At 74.8% G+C, this 16,088-nt stretch carries 13 protein-coding genes; 8 read left to right on the top strand and 5 right to left on the bottom strand.

The window, feature by feature from the left end; all coding sequences use genetic code 11:
- Positions 1-40 precede the first annotated feature (40 nt).
- From ACFQ9Z_RS05020 to ACFQ9Z_RS05010, 3 genes are all read right to left on the bottom strand, one after another.
- Positions 41-1,306 (bottom strand): NAD(P)/FAD-dependent oxidoreductase, encoded by a 1,266-nt coding sequence (locus tag ACFQ9Z_RS05020; protein ID WP_383010801.1) that lies wholly within the window; start codon positions 1,304-1,306, stop codon positions 41-43.
- A gap of 78 nt (positions 1,307-1,384) precedes the next feature.
- Positions 1,385-2,701: a deoxyguanosinetriphosphate triphosphohydrolase gene (locus ACFQ9Z_RS05015; protein ID WP_383010798.1), complete on the bottom strand. Its 1,317-nt coding sequence runs from the start codon at positions 2,699-2,701 to the stop codon at positions 1,385-1,387.
- A gap of 97 nt (positions 2,702-2,798) precedes the next feature.
- Positions 2,799-3,608 (bottom strand): sirohydrochlorin chelatase, encoded by an 810-nt coding sequence (locus ACFQ9Z_RS05010; RefSeq protein WP_383010795.1) that lies wholly within the window; start codon positions 3,606-3,608, stop codon positions 2,799-2,801.
- A gap of 230 nt (positions 3,609-3,838) precedes the next feature.
- Between ACFQ9Z_RS05010 and ACFQ9Z_RS05005 the strand changes: the two genes are divergently transcribed.
- Both ACFQ9Z_RS05005 and ACFQ9Z_RS05000 read left to right on the top strand, forming a co-directional pair.
- Positions 3,839-4,516: a vancomycin high temperature exclusion protein gene (locus ACFQ9Z_RS05005; RefSeq protein ID WP_383010792.1), complete on the top strand. Its 678-nt coding sequence runs from the start codon at positions 3,839-3,841 to the stop codon at positions 4,514-4,516.
- A gap of 147 nt (positions 4,517-4,663) precedes the next feature.
- Positions 4,664-7,015 carry a molybdopterin oxidoreductase family protein gene (locus ACFQ9Z_RS05000; RefSeq protein WP_383010789.1) on the top strand — a complete coding sequence of 784 codons (2,352 nt, stop codon included), beginning with the start codon at positions 4,664-4,666 and terminating at the stop codon, positions 7,013-7,015.
- Between the two features lie 38 nt (positions 7,016-7,053).
- Here ACFQ9Z_RS05000 and ACFQ9Z_RS04995 read toward each other — a convergent pair whose 3' ends face one another.
- Complete coding sequence (locus ACFQ9Z_RS04995) at positions 7,054-7,485, bottom strand: gamma-glutamylcyclotransferase family protein (RefSeq protein ID WP_383010786.1); 432 nt, start codon at positions 7,483-7,485, stop codon at positions 7,054-7,056.
- 140 nt (positions 7,486-7,625) lie between these two features.
- Between ACFQ9Z_RS04995 and ACFQ9Z_RS04990 the strand changes: the two genes are divergently transcribed.
- From ACFQ9Z_RS04990 to nirD, 6 genes are all read left to right on the top strand, one after another.
- Positions 7,626-9,275 (top strand): M4 family metallopeptidase, encoded by a 1,650-nt coding sequence (locus ACFQ9Z_RS04990; RefSeq protein ID WP_383010783.1) that lies wholly within the window; start codon positions 7,626-7,628, stop codon positions 9,273-9,275.
- Between the two features lie 350 nt (positions 9,276-9,625).
- The gene (locus ACFQ9Z_RS04985; protein WP_383010780.1) at positions 9,626-10,201 is read left to right on the top strand and encodes a hypothetical protein; all 576 of its coding nucleotides are present in this window, start codon (positions 9,626-9,628) and stop codon (positions 10,199-10,201) included.
- A 153-nt stretch (positions 10,202-10,354) separates the two neighbouring features.
- Positions 10,355-10,975, top strand: coding sequence for a class F sortase (locus tag ACFQ9Z_RS04980; RefSeq protein WP_383010778.1), 621 nt, complete (start codon positions 10,355-10,357; stop codon positions 10,973-10,975).
- A gap of 178 nt (positions 10,976-11,153) precedes the next feature.
- The gene (locus ACFQ9Z_RS04975; RefSeq protein ID WP_383010776.1) at positions 11,154-12,368 is read left to right on the top strand and encodes an NAD(P)/FAD-dependent oxidoreductase; all 1,215 of its coding nucleotides are present in this window, start codon (positions 11,154-11,156) and stop codon (positions 12,366-12,368) included.
- On the top strand, positions 12,368-14,977 hold the full coding sequence (gene nirB, locus ACFQ9Z_RS04970) for a nitrite reductase large subunit NirB (RefSeq protein WP_383010774.1): 2,610 nt from the start codon (positions 12,368-12,370) through the stop codon (positions 14,975-14,977). Before ACFQ9Z_RS04975 ends, nirB begins: the two co-directional genes overlap by 1 nt.
- Positions 14,974-15,324: a nitrite reductase small subunit NirD gene (gene nirD / locus ACFQ9Z_RS04965; RefSeq protein ID WP_360663292.1), complete on the top strand. Its 351-nt coding sequence runs from the start codon at positions 14,974-14,976 to the stop codon at positions 15,322-15,324. The genes nirB and nirD overlap by 4 nt, the downstream gene beginning before the upstream one ends.
- 220 nt (positions 15,325-15,544) lie before the next feature.
- On the opposite strand, the gene ACFQ9Z_RS04960 is transcribed toward nirD, so the two are convergent.
- Positions 15,545-16,045, bottom strand: a complete 501-nt coding sequence (locus ACFQ9Z_RS04960; RefSeq protein WP_383010771.1) for a GNAT family N-acetyltransferase — start codon at positions 16,043-16,045, stop codon at positions 15,545-15,547.
- Positions 16,046-16,088: the final 43 nt, after the last annotated feature.

Genomic DNA, 16,088 nt, shown 5'->3' with positions numbered 1-16,088 from the left:
TTCTACGGGGCCCGTACGACAGTCCCGGTGGCCGCGGAGATCAGGAACCCAGGCGGTCCAGGGGCACGTGGGGGTCGGCGAGCGCGTCCGTGTCCACCCGGGCCCGGGAACGGATGAGGTTCTGGACGGGTTCTGTGACATCCCACACGTTCACGTTCATCCCGGCCAGCACCCGGCCCTCCCGGACCCAGAACGCGATGAACTCCCGCTTACCCGCGTCGCCCCGGATGACCACCTCGTCGTACGACCCGGGCGGCGCCCAGCCGCTGTACTCCATGCCCAGGTCGTACTGGTCGGTGAAGAAGTAGGGCACGCGGTCGTAGCCGACGTCCTTGCCGAGCATCGCGCGGGCGGCGACCGGGCCGCCGTTCAGGGCGTTGGCCCAGTGCTCGACGCGGAGCCGGGTACCGAACAGGGCGTGCGGGAAGGAGGCGACGTCCCCGGCCGCGTGGATGTCGGGGTCGGACGTGCGCAGCCGTTCGTCCACCGCGATCCCGCCCCCGTGCGCCCGGTCGGCCAGCTCCAGCCCGGCCGCCTCGGCGAGGGCGGTGCGCGGGGCGGCGCCGATCGCCGCGAGCACGGCGTGCGCGGGGTGCTCCTCGCCGTCGTCGGTGCGGGCGGCGAGGACCACGCCGTCCTGGCCGACGATCTCGGTGAGCCGCACCCCGAAGCGGAAGCGGACGCCGTGGGCGCGGTGCAGCTCCGCGAAGACGTTGCCCAGCTCGGGGCCGAGGACGCCGTGCAGCGGTGTCGGCTCGGGCTCGATCACGGTGACCTCGGCGCCGTACTCGCGGGCCGCCGCCGCGACCTCCAGGCCGATCCAGCCGGCGCCGGCGATCACCAGGTGGCCGTTGTCCCGGCCGAGCGCGGTCAGGACGCCCTTGAGCCGCTCGGCGTGGGCGAGGCGGCGCAGGTGGTGCACACCGGCCAGGCCGGTGCCGGGGATGTCCAGGCGGCGGGGTTCCGCGCCGGTGGCGAGCAGCAGCTTGTCGTAGTGGACCAGGGTGCCGTCGTCGCCGAAGCGCACGGTCTTCGCGGCGCGGTCGATCCGGTCCACGGTCTGGCCGAGGTGCAGTTCGACGTCGTTGCGCGCGTACCAGGCGGGCTCGTGCACGAAGACGCTGTCCCGCTCCTCCTTGCCGAGCAGGTAGCCCTTGGACAGCGGGGGACGCTCGTACGGGTGGTCGCGCTCGTCGCAGATCAGTATCACCCGGCCGGTGAAGCCCTCCGCACGGAGCGTCTCGGCCGCCTTCGCGCCGGCGAGGCCGCCTCCGACGATGACGAATGTCTGATCCGCGTCGACCACTTGATGCCTCCTCGTAAGGGTGCCGCCACATGCGAGCCTCCCGCACCGGGCGTGCTGCGGGAAGAGGGGATGCCCCGATCAGGCCACCGGGGGGGCACTTTCCCACTGGATATGCCCCGTCAGTCTCGCGTGCAGCGAGCGGGCCGAGGCGTCGGTCAGGGAGGCGATCTGGTCGACGATCACCCGTTTGCGCGCGAGGTCGTCGGACGCCTCGTCGAACAGTGCCCGGAACTGGGGCTCGAGGCCGTCCGGCGCGCGGTCGGTGAGCGCCTCGGCCAGTTCGGCCACGACCACCCGCTGGTCGGCGCGCAGCCGCTCCTGCTCGGCGCGCTGCATGACGTACCGGTCGGCGACCGCCTTGAGGACCGCGCACTCCATGCGGGTGGCGCGGGGCACGACGAGTTCGGCGCCGTAGCGGGTGAGCCGGCCGCCGCCGTACGCGGCCCGGGTGGCGGTCTCGGCGGCCAGGCAGAACCGGCCGATGAGCTGGCTGGTGGCGTCCTTGAGGCGGGCCTGGGCGGCGGCCGTACCGTCGTAGCCGTGCGGCCACCACTGCTCGGCCTGGAGCCGGTCGAGGGCCTCGGCCAGCTCGGCGGGGTCGGTGTCCGCCGGGACGTACCGGCCGACGGCGACCTCGAACACCGCCTGCCGTTCGGCTCCGGCGCGCAGGAGGTCCGGGTCGATGTGGCCGGCGTGCAGGCCGTCCTCGACGTCGTGCACCGAGTAGGCCACGTCGTCCGACCAGTCCATGACCTGCGCCTCGAAGCAGGTGCGGGTGCCGGGGGCGGCCCTGCGGACCCAGTCGAACACCGGGCGGTCGTCCTCGTACACGCCGAACTTCACGGAGGCCGGGTCGGTGGGGTGGGCGCCGCGGGGCCAGGGGTACTTGGTGGCGGCGTCGAGGGCGGCCCGGGTGAGGTTGAGGCCGACGGAGCCCTCGGGGGTGAACCGCTTGGGCTCGATGCGGGTGAGCAGTCTGAGGGACTGTGCGTTGCCCTCGAAACCGCCGCAGTCGTCGGCGAACTCGTTCAGGGCCTGTTCGCCGTTGTGGCCGAAGGGCGGGTGGCCGAGGTCGTGGGAGAGGCAGGCCGCCTCGACCAGGTCGGGGTCGCAGCCGAGGGCGGCGCCCAGCTCACGGCCGACCTGGGCGCACTCCAGGGAGTGGGTCAGGCGCGTGCGGGGACTGGCGTCCCAGGCCGGGCTGCGGGTCCCCGGTGTGACCACCTGGGTCTTGCCGGCCAGGCGGCGCAGGGCGGCGGAGTGCAGGACGCGGGCGCGGTCGCGCTGGAAGGCGGTGCGGCCCGGCCGTTTGTCGGGTTCGGGCGCCCAGCGTTCGGCCGACGCCGGGTCGTAGGCCGAGGTGGGTGCGGTGCTGGTGCCTGCGGTGCCTTCCATGACTCGACAGTACGGGGCGGCGGTGACAATCGCGGGGCGCGGGGCGCCCGTCCCGCCGCCGGGGCGTGTCGGGTCGCCGGTTCCGCCGCCCCCGGTCTCAGGCCGACGCCAGGTCCGCCCCGGTCCGTGCCCGCGCCTGGTCGTAGCGGTGCAGGACGAGGCGGGCCATCGCCTCGTGGGCGCCCAGGGGCTCCGCGGCGATCCACGGCGCCTCCTGTGCGCACTGGGCCGCGAACCGCCCCGGCGCGGTGAAGCAGGAGGCGACCGCCACCCGGTCGCGGCCGCGTGCGGCCAGTGCCCGTACCGCGGTGCCGACCGTCGGGCTCGCAGCCGAGGCGTAGGCGGGGACGACCGGGACGCCCAGGCGTTCGGCGAGCAGGCGGGCCGTGCGGCGGGTGTCGGCGGCCGAGTCGGGGTCGCGGGAGCCCGCCGCCGCGAGGACGACCCCGCCCGCGCGGCGCACGGCGGAGTCCTCGGCCGGGGGCCAGCCCGCCTCCAGCAGGCGGGTGTGCAGGACGTCCACCAGGAGCGGGTGCGGGCCCAGCGGGGCGGCCACGCGCGTGCGCGCGGGTGAGGCGGCGGCCGTCTCGGGGATGTCCCGCTTGACGTGGTGGCCCCGGCCGAGGAGCAGCGGTACGAGGATCGCGGGGGCCGCTCCCAGTGCGGCCAGGGTGTCCGGGAGCAGCGGCTCGTTCAGCTCGATGTGGCCCAGGTGGACGGGGAGGCCGGGGCGCTGCTCCTGCACCCGGTCCCGCAGGGCCCGTACGGTGCGCAGCGCTCCCGGGTCGCGGCTGCCGTGCGCGACCAGGACCAGGGCGGGCGGTGCGGGGGCCGGGGCGGGGCGGCGGCGTCCGCCCGGCGGGACGAGCCGGAGCCGGTCGGCCGGTCGGCCGCTGATGCTGTTCATGAGGTGGGCTGTGCTGTCGAAGTGGGTGAGGTCGTCGCTGTGCGGTCTGACCCGGTCATGGCAGGATCCTGACGGGGGTTCGTTGCGCCGCCGTTGCCGGACGGTCACGGGTTTTTTCCGCCGGTTCACCGCGTACGGATGCGCGACGTGAGGACGAACCGGGCGGGCGGACCGAACCGGAAGCCGCCGGCCCGCGTCCTTCCGGTCGGAACCGATCTCGGGGGTACAGCATGAAGATCCGCCGGCCGCGGCTGCCGCGCACCCGCAAGGGGTGGCGACGCCTGGTGCAGACCGTGATGACCGGGTGCGTGCTGGCGCTGCTGCCGGTGACCTGGCTGTACGTGTCGACGGCGGACCGGCTGCGGACCACGGAGGACGCCCCGCGCACCGAGGTCGCCGTGGTGTTCGGGGCCGGCCTCCGGGACGGGGAGCCGTCGCTCTACCTCGCGCACCGGCTGGACGCGGCGGCCAGGCTGTACCGGGAGGGGCGGATCGAGGCCGTCCTCGTCACCGGGGACAACAGCCGCGAGGACTACGACGAGCCCGACGCCATGCGCGCCTACCTGACCCGGCACGGGGTGCCGGGCGCGCGGATCGTCGGCGACTACGCGGGCTTCGACACCTGGGACTCCTGCGTACGGGCGAAGAAGATCTTCGGGGTGGACCGGGCGGTGCTGATCAGCCAGGGCTTCCACATCCGGCGGGCGGTGGCGCTGTGCGAGGCGGCGGGGGTGGACTCGTACGGCGTCGGGGTCGACGCCAAGCACGACGTGACCTGGTACTACGGCGGCACCCGCGAGGTGTTCGCGGCGGGCAAGGCGGTGCTGGACGCGGTGTTCCGGCCGGATCCGCGGTTCCTCGGGCCGAAGGAGCCCGGCGTGGCGCGGGCGCTCGCGTCGGGGCGGTGATCCCGCGGGACGCTCCTCGCGGGGCGCTCGCGTCGGGCCGGTGACCGGGGCCTCACGGCGGGTGGACGGGCACGGGGAGGCCGGCTTCCCGGCCGCGTAACAGGGGGCCGCCGCGGGCCGTAACACGCCGGAAGCACACTGGTCGGCATGGAGACCACCGCGACGCCCACCCACTGCCCGTACTGCGCCCTGCAGTGCGGGATGAACGTCACGCCCCTGCCCCAGGGGGGCGTCGAGGTGACCGAGCGGCCGGACTTCCCGGTGAACCGGGGCGCGCTGTGCGGCAAGGGCCGTACGGCCGCCCAGGTGCTGTCGCCGGCGGCCCGGCTGACCTCGCCGCTGGTCCGGTCCGGCGGGCGGCTGGTGGCGGCGGGCTGGGACGAGGCGCTGGACCGGATCGCCGGCGGGCTGTCGTCGGCGCGTGCGCGCGGCGGGCCCGACGCGGTGGGGGTGTTCGGCGGGGGCGGGCTGACGAACGAGAAGGCGTACGGGCTCGGCAAGTTCGCGCGGGTGGTGCTCGGCACCTCGCAGATCGACTACAACGGGCGGTTCTGCATGTCCTCGGCGGCGGCCGCCGGCACGAAGGCGTTCGGCCTCGACCGGGGTCTGCCGTTCCCGCTGGAGGACATCCCGCGCACCGGCTGCGTCATCCTGGTCGGCTCCAACCTCGCCGAGACGATGCCGCCGTCGCTGCGCTTCTTCGGCGAACTGCGCGACAACGGCGGCACGCTGATCGTCGTCGACCCGCGCCGCACCCGGACGGCCGAGCAGGCGGACCTGCACCTGGCGCCCCGCCCGGGCACCGATCTCGCCCTGGCGCTGGGCCTGTTGCACCTGGTGGTGGCCGAGGGCCGCACGGACGAGGAGTACATCCGGGAGCGCACGGCCGGCTGGGAGGAGGCCCGGGCGGCGGCGATGGCGCACTGGCCGGAGCACGTGGAGCGGATCACGGGGGTGCCCGTCCCGCAACTGCGGCAGGCGGTGAGGATGTTCTGCGAGCCCCGGGCCGCGATGGTGCTCACGGCGCGCGGGCCCGAGCAGCAGTCCAAGGGCACCGACACGGTGGGCGCGTGGATCGACCTGTGCCTGGCGACCGGCCGGGCGGGCCGGCCGCTGTCCGGGTACGGCTGCCTGACCGGGCAGGGCAACGGGCAGGGCGGGCGCGAACACGGCCAGAAGGCGGACCAGTTGCCCGGCTACCGCAAGCTGGACGACCCGGCGGCGCGGCGGCACGTGGCCGGGGTGTGGGGCGTGGACCCGGACCGCCTGCCCGGCCCCGGACGCAGCGCGTACGAGCTGCTGGACGCGCTGGGCACGGACATCCGGGCGCTGCTGCTGATGGGGTCCAACCCGGTGGTGTCGGCGCCGCGCGCGGCGCACGTGGAGGAGCGGCTGCGCTCGCTGGACTTCCTGGCGGTGTGCGACGTCGTCCGGTCGGAGACGGCGGAACTGGCGGACGTGGTCCTGCCGGTCACGCAGTGGGCCGAGGAGACGGGCACGACGACCAGTCTGGAGGGCAGGGTGCTGCTGCGCCGGCGGGCCGTGGCCCCGCCCCCCGGGATCCGCAGCGACCTGGAGGTGCTGCGCGCACTGGCCGCCCGCCTGGGCGTGGAGAAGGGTTTCCCGGCCGACCCGGAGGAGGTCTTCGAGGAACTGCGCCGCGCCAGCGCGGGCGGTCCCGCCGACTACTCGGGGATCACCTACCGCCGCCTGGCGGAGGAGAACGGCGTGTTCTGGCCCTGCCCCGAGCCCCCGGCGGACTCCGCACCCGTACCGCAACCGGCGCGCACCGACGCCGACGCGGACGGCAAGCACGGCGAGCACGGCATGCACGGCGCGAACGACGCGCACGGCACGAACAGCGCGCACGACGCGGACCGCACGCACACCGCCGACAGCACGCACGGCATGGACAGCACACACAGCGCGGACCGCACGCACGACGCGGACCGCACGCACGGCGCCGGCGGAGCCTCCGCGTCGCCGCCCGCCCCGGCCGGCGGGCCGCCCCGGGCCCCGGGCGCCGTCCACCCCGGCACCCCCCGCCTGTTCCTCGACCGCTTCGCCACCGACGACGGCCGGGCGCGGTTCGCCGCCGTGTCGCACCGGGCCAGTGCGGAGGAGCCGGACGCGGAGTACCCGCTGCTGCTGACCACCGGCCGGGTGGTGTCCCAGTACCAGTCGGGGGCGCAGACCCGCAGGGTGGCGGAGCTGAACGCGGCCGCGCCCGGCCCGTTCGTCGAGCTCCACCCGCGCCTCGCGGCCCGCCTCGGCGCGGCCGAGGGCGACCCGCTGGCGGTGGTCTCCCGGCGCGGCCGGGCCGTGGCCCCCGCCCGCATCACCGCCGCCATCCGCCCCGACACGGTCTTCATGCCCTTCCACTGGCCGGGCGAGGGCCGGGCCAACACCCTCACGAACCCCGCCCTCGACCCGACGTCGAAGATGCCGGAGTTCAAGACGTGCGCGGTGCGGGTGGAGCCCCTCGGCGCACAGGAGTAGGCGACACCGGGGGGCTCCGGGCCGGCCGGCCGGTTCCCTCAGCCGCGTTCCAGCCAGTCACCGCCGGCTATGCGCCGTCCCCTGCTCCGCAGTCGGGCGGCGACGGCGGGGGCCGCCAGGTAGACCCAGGCCGGCGCCCGCGTGCCGTCGGGGAGTTCGACGGCCCGGGAGACCCGTTCGTAGAGGTTGTGGGGGTCGCCCGGGGTGTACTCCTCCAGGCGGTCGAGTTCGGTCAGGAGTCCGGCGTAGGACCGCGGTGACGCGGTGACCAGTTCGCCGGTGACGGCCGCGCCGGGTTCGTCGACGGCGTAGGGGTAGCCGGGGCCGTCGTACAGCGCCGCACCCGGGAGCCGTCCCGGTTCCTCCCGGTCGGTGCGGCCGCGCAGGAACAGGTCGTGGTTGCGCTCACCGGGGCGAAGGGTGCCGTAGACGAAGAACGGCCGGGGGCCCAGGGCGTCCGAAGTGATCACGGAAACGATTCTCCACCTACGCCGCCTCCTCACACATCTCCATGGAGGCGCTATGGACATGACATGTCATGGCCCCTTAAATCTCAGTCAGCGCAGCGCCCACGCCCGCACGCCTCGAAGGCGCCTCCCCAAGGAGACAGATGAGTCGGATACGTCAGCACATCCGGGGTTCCCGTCGTCTCGCCACCGCCGGCGTCGCCGCGACCACGGCGGCCCTGCTGGCCGCCGCCCTCTCCCCCGCCGCCCACGCCGACGGCCGCCCGACCCGGGCCACCGCCGTCGAGAACGCGGCCGCGGCCCTCGTGGCCCAGGCGGAGAACCTCGGCCTGACCTCCGCCCAGGACACCAGCGTCCGGGACGTGATCGTCGACGGCAACGGCACCCAGCACGTCCGGTACGACCGCACGTACCACCAACTTCCGGTTCTGGGCGGCGACTTCGTCGTCCACCTGGCGCCGGGCGGCGCCTACCGCGGCGCCGACCGCGCGACCAGAACCAGGATCTCCGTGCCGTCCACCACCCCGAAGCTGTCCGCCTCCAGGGCCGCCGGCCTCGCGGTGAACGCCCTGCGGGCCGCCAACCTAGGCGAGAAGCTGCGGCAGGTGAAGGCCAAGCCCGAGCTGGTCGTCGACGCCCTGCACGGCGCCCCCAGGCTCGCCTGGCGCACCAATGCCGTCGGCCAGGACTCGCTCGGCAACCCGGTCGCCCGGACCGTGCTGACCGACGCCCGCACCGGCGCCCAGATCGACGCCTGGGACAGCATCGAGACGGTCACCGGCGACGGCAAGTCGCTGTACAGCGGGACCGTTCCGGTGGAGACCACGCAGTCCGGCTCCGCGTACCAGCTCAAGGACCCGACCCGCGGCAACACCTACACCGGTGACGCGGAGGGCAAGACCGACCTGTGCTTCTTCGGCATCTGCTTCAGCCGGGCCCCCGCGACCCTGTTCACGGACGCCGACAACCACTGGGGCTCGGGCGCCACCGCCGACCGCGCCTCGGCCGCCGTCGACGCCCAGTACGGCACCAACGAGACCTGGGACTACTACAAGAACGTCCACGGCCGCAACGGCATCGCGGGCGACGGCAAGGGCTCGTACAACCGCGTCCACTACGGAAGCAACTACAACAACGCCTTCTGGGACGACAGTTGCTTCTGCATGACGTACGGCGACGGTGACGGCACCACCTTCGGGCCGCTGGTGGCGCTGGACGTGGCCGGGCACGAGATGAGCCACGGCGTGACGTCGAAGACGGCCGCGCTGACCTACTCCGGCGAGTCCGGCGGCCTGAACGAGGCCACCTCGGACATCCTCGGCACGATGGTCGAGTGGTACGCGAACAACTCCTCCGACCAGGGCGACTACCTCATCGGCGAGAAGATCGTGAAGCCGGGCTTCGGCAAGGCGGCCCTGCGCTTCATGGACAAGCCGTCCAAGGACGGCAGCTCCGCGGACTACTGGAGCTCGTCGGTCGGCAACCTCGACGTGCACTACTCCTCGGGAGTCGCCAACCACTTCGCCTACCTGCTGGCGGAGGGCAGCGGCGCGAAGACCATCAACGGCGTCGACTACAACTCGCCGACGTCCAACGGCTCGACGGTCACCGGCATCGGCCGGGACAAGGTCGGCAAGATCTGGTACCGGGCGCTGACGGTCTACATGACGTCCTCCACCAACTACGCGGGCGCCCGCACGGCCACCCTGAACGCGGCCAAGGACCTCTACGGCGCGGGCAGCGCGGAGTACAACGCGGTGGCCGCCGCCTGGAGCGCGGTCAACGTCAACTAGGCCGCCGTGAGTGACGCGTTGGGCGGCCGTCCCGGTCCAGTGGGCACCGGGGCGGCCGCCCTCTTCGCGCGCCCTCGTTCCGCGCGCCGGCTCACGCGGGCGCCGGTCACCCGTTCACCGCCGCCCGGCGCGCCATTCGTGTGCATTTGCCCAGGCCCCCCTCACACGTCTCTGACCAGCCACGACTCCCCACCGCTAGCCCGTGCGGGGGTCCCCGGCGCCACCCGTTCAGCTCGTTCCTGACCGATCGTCAGGGAGCGCGGCGGCCCGACTGCGCTTTTCCTCGGAAGGGCAGGGGCGTGCCCCTGGACGACTCGGAGGAACGAGACGGACAAGCCCAGGGGAGCACCATGCGACGCACCGCCCGTCTGCTGACCGGTACCGCGCTCGCCGTGGCCACGGCGGGACTCGCCACGGCGCCGGCGAACGGCAGCGCGGCCCCGGCGCCGGACCGTCCGCGGGAGGCTCCGGCCGCGGCCGGCAGCCTGCTGGTGGACCCGTCCACCGCGGCGCCGGGCAGCCGGGTCACCGTGAACACGGCGGCGTGCGGGAAGACGGGCACCGCGCTCGCCGACGCGGGCGCGGTCGGCGCCGGGACCTTCATGCTGGCGCCCGGCACGAACGAGGGCGAGTCGGCCGGCGAGTTCCGGGTGCCGCCGGGCGCGCAGCCGGGCACGTACGAGATCGTCGCGAAGTGCGCGGAGGGCGACCGGCAGGTCACAGGCGACCTGGTGGTGGCGCCGAGCACGGCGCGAATGGGCGCGGCGCACGAGCAGGTGCGGCCGCGGGGAAGTGTGAAGACGGGGGTCGGTGGCGCGTTCGGCTCCGACCCCGTGCAGACCGCGGCGGGTGTGACGGCCCTGGCCGTCGCCGCCGCGGGCGGTACCTGGCTCCTGCATCGCCGGGCGAGAGGCGACGGGATCTGACGGACACCCTCCGCCGTCCGTCCGCCGGTACCGCACATCCCGCCCCCTCCGGGTCCGACGCCCCTCGCGGCCCGGAGGGGGAGGGGGTCCGCCCAGTGGCGGGCCGATCCGTTCCGGGGGCCTGTCCGGGGCGCCCCGGGGAGAGGGGTCTCAGTGCCCAGAATCGGAGACACCGCGATAGCCGCCGTCACCGTGGTCGCCCTCGGCGCGGGGGTGTGGCTGCTCGCCGGCCCGGGCGTGACGCACGCGCCGCCGCAGCCGGCCGCCGCCGAGGGCAGGCCCGACCCGGGCGAGGAACGGCTCCGGGCCACCGCGCTGGCGCCCTCCCCGCCGATCCGCATCCGCATCCCGGCGATCCGGGTGAACGCCCCGCTCACCGGCCTGGGGCTCACCCGCGCGGGCAGCCTGGACGTGCCGCCCGCCGGGAACAAGAACCTCGCCGGCTGGTACGAGGCCGGCACCACCCCCGGCGAGACGGGCACCGCGATCGTCGCGGGCCACGTGGACAACACCGAGGGGCCGGCCGTCTTCTACGACCTGGGCGCCCTGAAGCGGGGAGCCGTGATCGAGATCGACCGGCGCGACGGCGGTGTGGCGGTCTTCACCGTGGACGCGGTGGAGGTGTACGCGGCCAGCGACTTCCCCGACGACAAGGTCTACGGCGCGGCCGCTCGCCCCGAACTGCGGGTCATCACCTGCGGCGGCGGCTACACGAAGGCCACCGGCTACCAGGGCAACGTGGTGGTCTTCGCCCACCTGACCGGCAGCCGCTGAGCCCCCGCCCGCGGGGCCGGCCGGATGGGGCCCGTCCCCGCATCGGCGCACCTCACAACCCCGCCCGGGCGCCCCGGGGGACCCTCACACGCCCCGCCCGGCACCGCTGAGGGCAGCGTTCCCGGCGGGAAACAGGGGGGATGCGGCCGGGTAACGTCGAAGCCGCACGCTGCGGTGCATGACCTCGGATACGCGTGTGGTGGTGATCGGCGCCGGCCTCGCGGGCGTACGGCTCGCCCGGCGGCTCGGTGAGCTGGGCACGCCCGCGCTGCTCGTCGGCGAGGAGGAGCACCGGCCGTACAACCGGGTGCTGCTCGCGGAGGTGCTGGCCGGGCGGTACGCCCCGGAGGTGACCGCCCTCCCCGCGCCCGCCGGCCACCGGCGCGCCCGGGTCACCGGCATCGACCGCGCGGCCCGGCGGCTGCGGTGCGCCGACGGCTCGCTGATCGCGTACGGCACCCTGGTGCTGGCCACCGGCTCCAACCCGGTGCTGCCGCCGCTGCGCGGCCTGTTCGGCCCCGGCCACCGGCTCCCCGAGGGCGTCCACGCGTTCCGCACGATGGACGACTGCCTTGGCCTCTCCGGGGCGGTGCGGCCGGGTGTCCGGGCCGTCGTCGTCGGCGGCGGGCTGCTCGGCGTGTCCGCGGCCCGGGCGCTGGCCGTGCGCGGCGCGCAGGTGGTCCTCGCCCAGCAGGCCGAGCGGCTCATGGAACGCCAGCTCGACCCGGACGCCTCCCGCCTGGTGCTGCGGCACCTGACGGACCTGGGCGTCGAGGTGCACACCGAGTGCCGGGTGCGGGACGTGACCTGCGCCGGCGGCGCGGTCCGCTCGGTGGAGCTGGCCGACGGGTACGCCCTCGACGCCGATCTCGTGGTGCTCGCCTGCGGGGTCCGCCCGCGCACCGGTCTGGCGGAGCGGGCCGGCCTCGCCGTCCGCGGGGGCGTCCTGGTCGACGACGAGCTGCGCACCTCCGACCCGCACATCCACGCCGTCGGCGACTGCGCCCGGCACGACGGCACGGTCTACGGCCTCGCCACCCCGGCCCTGGAACAGGCCGAGGCCCTGGCCGCCCTGCTCGCCGGCGACGCCGGCGCCCGCTACACCGGGACCCGCTCGCTGACCCGGCTCACCCTGACCGGAACGGGATCCCCCTTCGACCTGGCCGCGTTCGGCGAGCCCGAGGCCCGCCCCGGTGACGACGTGGTCCGGCTCGCCGACGCCACCCGGGGCACCTACCGCAAGGTCGTCGTCCGCGACGACCGGCTGGTCGGCGGGGTCCTGGTCGGCGAACTCGGCACCGTCGGCGCACTCGCCCGCGCCTGGGAGGGAGCGGAGCCGCTCCCCTCCTCCGGACCCCTGCTCCACCTGCTCACCAACGACGGAGGCTCCTGATGACCGCCACCCCGGGGGCCACCCCCACGATCGTGCTCGTCGGCCACGGCATGGTCGGCCAGCGTTTCCTCGAAGCGCTGGCCGAGCGCGGCCTGACCGCCACGCACCGCGTGGTCGTGCTGTGCGAGGAACCGCGTCCGGCGTACGACCGGGTGCGGCTCACCTCGTACTTCTCGGGCCTCACGGCCGAGGAACTGTCCGTGACCGACATGGGGTTCATCGCCGCCCACGGCATCGAACTGCGCGTCGGCGACCCGGCGGTGACGGTCGACCGCGAGGCGCGGAAGGTGACGGCCCGCTCGGGTCTGGTGGTCGGCTACGACGTCCTCGTCCTGGCCACCGGCTCCTACCCGTTCGTGCCCCCCGTGCCGAACCGGGACGCCGCCGGCTGCTTCGTCTACCGGACCATCGAGGACCTCCTCGCGATCGAGGAGTACGCGAGGACCAGGGCGGCCACCGGCGCGGTGGTCGGCGGCGGCCTGCTCGGCCTGGAGGCGGCGGGCGCCCTCAGGGGCCTCGGACTCGCCTCGCACATCGTGGAGTTCGCCCCGCGGCTGATGCCGGTGCAGGTGGACGAGGGCGGTGGCGCGGCGCTGCTGCGCACCGTCGAGGAGATGGGCCTGAGCGTGCACACCGGTGTGGGCACGCAGGAGATCGTCGCCGGCGAGGACGGCGCGGTCACCGGCATGAGGCTGTCGGACGGCTCCGAACTCGCCACCGACATGGTGGTGTTCTCCGCCGGTGTCCGCCCCCGCGACCAACTGGCCAGGGACTGCGGCCTGACGGTCGGCGAGCGCGGCGGCGTCACCGTCGACGAGCAGTGCCGTACCGTCTCGGACCCGCGCGTGTTCGCGATCGGCGAGTGCGCGCAGGCCTCGGACGGCCGGGTGTACGGCCTGGTGGCCCCGGGCTACGAGCAGGCGGAGACGGCGGCGGCGGCCATCGCCGAGGACGAGGCGGCCTTCACCGGCGCCGATCTGTCGACGAAGCTGAAGCTGCTCGGCGTGGACGTGGCCTCCTTCGGCGACGCGCACGGCACCGCCGAGGGCTGCCTCGACGTCGTCTACTCCGACTCCCGCGCGGGGCTGTACAAGAAGCTGGTCATCGGCCGGGACGGCACGCTGCTCGGCGGCATCCTGGTCGGCGACGCGGAGGCGTACGGCACCCTGCGCGCGCTCACCGGATCGGTGCCCCCCGTCTCCCCCGAGTCGCTCGTCCTGCCCGCCGGAGCCGGCCAGGGGGCCCGGCTCGGGCCGTCCGCGCTCCCGGACGAGGCGGTCATCTGCTCCTGCCACAACGTCAGCAAGGCGGCCGTCCGCGGCGCGGTCACCGAGCACCGGTGCACCACCGTGCCCGAGGTGAAGAAGTGCACCAGGGCCGGTACCGGCTGCGGCAGTTGCGTGAAGGTGCTCGGGCAGCTCGTCGCGGCCGAGCTGGAGGCGTCCGGCGTCGAGGTGGACAAGGGCCTGTGCGGCTGCTTCGCCCAGAGTCGCGAGGAGCTGTACGAGATCGTCCTCGCGCTGCGCCTCACCTCGTACCGGGAGCTGCTGGACCGGCACGGCCGCGAGGGCGCCCGGGGCGGCGACGGCTGCGAGGTGTGCAAGCCGGCGGTGGCCTCGATCATCGCCTCGCTCGCCCCGGTGATCGGCGCCAGCGGCTATGTGCTGGACGGCGAGCAGGCGGCCCTGCAGGACAGCAACGACCACTTCCTGGCCAACCTGCAGAAGAACGGCTCCTACTCGGTCGTGCCGCGCATACCCGGCGGCGAGATCGCACCGGAGAAGCTGATCGTGATCGGCGAGGTCGCCCGGGACTTCGGCCTCTACACCAAGATCACCGGCGGCCAGCGGATCGACATGTTCGGCGCCCGGGTGGAGCAGCTCCCGCTGATCTGGGCCCGCCTGGTGGACGCGGGCTTCGAGTCGGGGCACGCGTACGGCAAGTCGCTGCGCACGGTGAAGTCCTGCGTGGGGCGGACCTGGTGCCGCTACGGCGTGCAGGACTCGGTCCGGATGGCGATCGACCTGGAGCTGCGCTACCGGGGCCTGCGTTCCCCGCACAAGCTCAAGTCGGCCGTCTCGGGGTGCGCCCGGGAGTGCGCCGAGGCCCAGTCCAAGGACTTCGGCGTCATCGCCACGTCCAACGGCTGGAACCTGTACGTCGGCGGCAACGGCGGCGCCACCCCGCGCCACGCCGACCTGCTCGCGCAGGACCTTTCCGACGCCGAACTGGTGCGGCTCATCGACCGGTTCCTGATGTTCTACATCCGCACCGCCGACCGCCTCGAGCGCACCGCCACCTGGCTGGAGCGGATCCCGGGCGGCCTGGACCACGTGCGGGACGTGGTGGTGCACGACTCGCTCGGCATCTGCGACGAGCTCGAGGCCCTGATGCGTGCCCATGTCGCGCACTACCGGGACGAGTGGGCCGAGACCGTCGACGACCCCGAGAAGCTGGCCCGGTTCGTGTCCTTCGTGAACGCCCCGGACACCCCGGACCCGGTGGTCGCCTTCGTCCCCGAACGCGATCAGATCAAGCCCGACCTGCCGCTGCTGTCCATCGGCCTGCGCCCGGCCGACGACGTCCTGGAAGGAAGCGCCCAGCGATGACCCTGGCACCCGAGACGACCGACCTGCTGGTCCAGCTCCGCCTGGCGGACGGCTGGTTCACCGTCTGCGGCCTGCACCGGCTGGTACCCGGCCGCGGCATCGCCGCCCTGCTGCCGGACGGCCGCCAGGTGGCCGTGTTCCGGGACCGCGCGGACCGGCTGTACGCCATCGACAACCGCGACCCGTTCGGCGGCGCCGCCGTCCTCTCCCGCGGCCTGACCGGCACCCACCGCGGCCGCCCGTTCGTGGCCTCCCCGCTCCTGAAGCAGCGCTTCGACCTGGAGACCGGGCAGTGCCTGGACGACGAGTCGGTCCGGGTGACGGCCTACCGGGTGCGCGGCGTCTGAGGCGGACGGCGGGCGGCGCCGGCCGCCGGCCGGCGGCGGGCCCGGCCGGCGCCGCCCCGGCACTCCGGGCCGCTCAGGTCCGCAGCGCGTCGTACGGCACGCCCGTCAGCCGCTCGGTTCCGCGCACCCCGGTCCCGCGGGCCCGACCTACGAAGGGGGGTCTGCCGGCGGGCGGTGTCCGCGCTGTGCCCCGCGCCCGCGCCGGCGGCCGGATCGCGGCCTACGGCCCGAGCACCAGGTCGCGCTGGTACCAGGTGCCGGTCTTCCCGCCCAGGTCAGCCGGGCCGGCCGGGCCGACGGGCACGAACCCGGCCTTGGCGAGCACCCGCCGGGACGCGGCGTTGCCGTGGGCAGCGGCCGCCCGCAGCGTGCGCAGCCCGTACCGAGCCGCCGCCAGCCGGCACAGCTCCCGGACGTTCGCGGTCGCCACACCGCGGCCGGCGACGTGCTGCGCGACCCGGTAGCCGAGCTCGGCGGCGCCGTCGTCCAAGTCGTACAGGTTGAACCGGCCCAGTACCGAGCCGTCCTCGGCGACGAGCACGTGGAAGGCGCAGACGCCCGCCTCCTGCTCGGCCAGCAGGGCGCCGTACCGGTCGGCGAACCGCTCGAAGAACTCGTCACCGCGGTCGGAGACCGAGGCGGCGAAGTAGGCGCGGTTCGCCAGCTCGAAGGCCAGGACCGCCGGGGCGTCACCGGCGCGCAACCGCCTCAGCTCGGACACCGCCCGACTGTACCCGGACGGGTCGCCCGGGCGGGCGGAGTTG

The sequence above is a fragment of the Streptomyces sp. NPDC056580 genome, assembly GCF_042793175.1.
GTDB lineage: Bacteria > Actinomycetota > Actinomycetes > Streptomycetales > Streptomycetaceae > Streptomyces.
This window is presented reverse-complemented; position numbering and strand designations above follow the sequence as displayed.

Bases quoted from the DNA above. Each gene is read 5' to 3' on its own strand.
- nirD (WP_360663292.1), top strand. From the start codon at position 14,974: ATGACCCTGGCACCCGAGACGACCGACCTGCTGGTCCAGCTCCGCCTG.
- ACFQ9Z_RS04975 (WP_383010776.1), top strand. From the start codon at position 11,154: ATGACCTCGGATACGCGTGTGGTGGTGATCGGCGCCGGCCTCGCGGGC.
- ACFQ9Z_RS05000 (WP_383010789.1), top strand. From the start codon at position 4,664: ATGGAGACCACCGCGACGCCCACCCACTGCCCGTACTGCGCCCTGCAG.
- ACFQ9Z_RS04985 (WP_383010780.1), top strand. From the start codon at position 9,626: ATGCGACGCACCGCCCGTCTGCTGACCGGTACCGCGCTCGCCGTGGCC.
- ACFQ9Z_RS04990 (WP_383010783.1), top strand. From the start codon at position 7,626: ATGAGTCGGATACGTCAGCACATCCGGGGTTCCCGTCGTCTCGCCACC.
- ACFQ9Z_RS05005 (WP_383010792.1), top strand. From the start codon at position 3,839: ATGAAGATCCGCCGGCCGCGGCTGCCGCGCACCCGCAAGGGGTGGCGA.
- ACFQ9Z_RS05015 (WP_383010798.1), bottom strand. From the start codon at position 2,701: ATGGAAGGCACCGCAGGCACCAGCACCGCACCCACCTCGGCCTACGAC.
- nirB (WP_383010774.1), top strand. From the start codon at position 12,368: ATGACCGCCACCCCGGGGGCCACCCCCACGATCGTGCTCGTCGGCCAC.
- ACFQ9Z_RS05010 (WP_383010795.1), bottom strand. From the start codon at position 3,608: ATGAACAGCATCAGCGGCCGACCGGCCGACCGGCTCCGGCTCGTCCCG.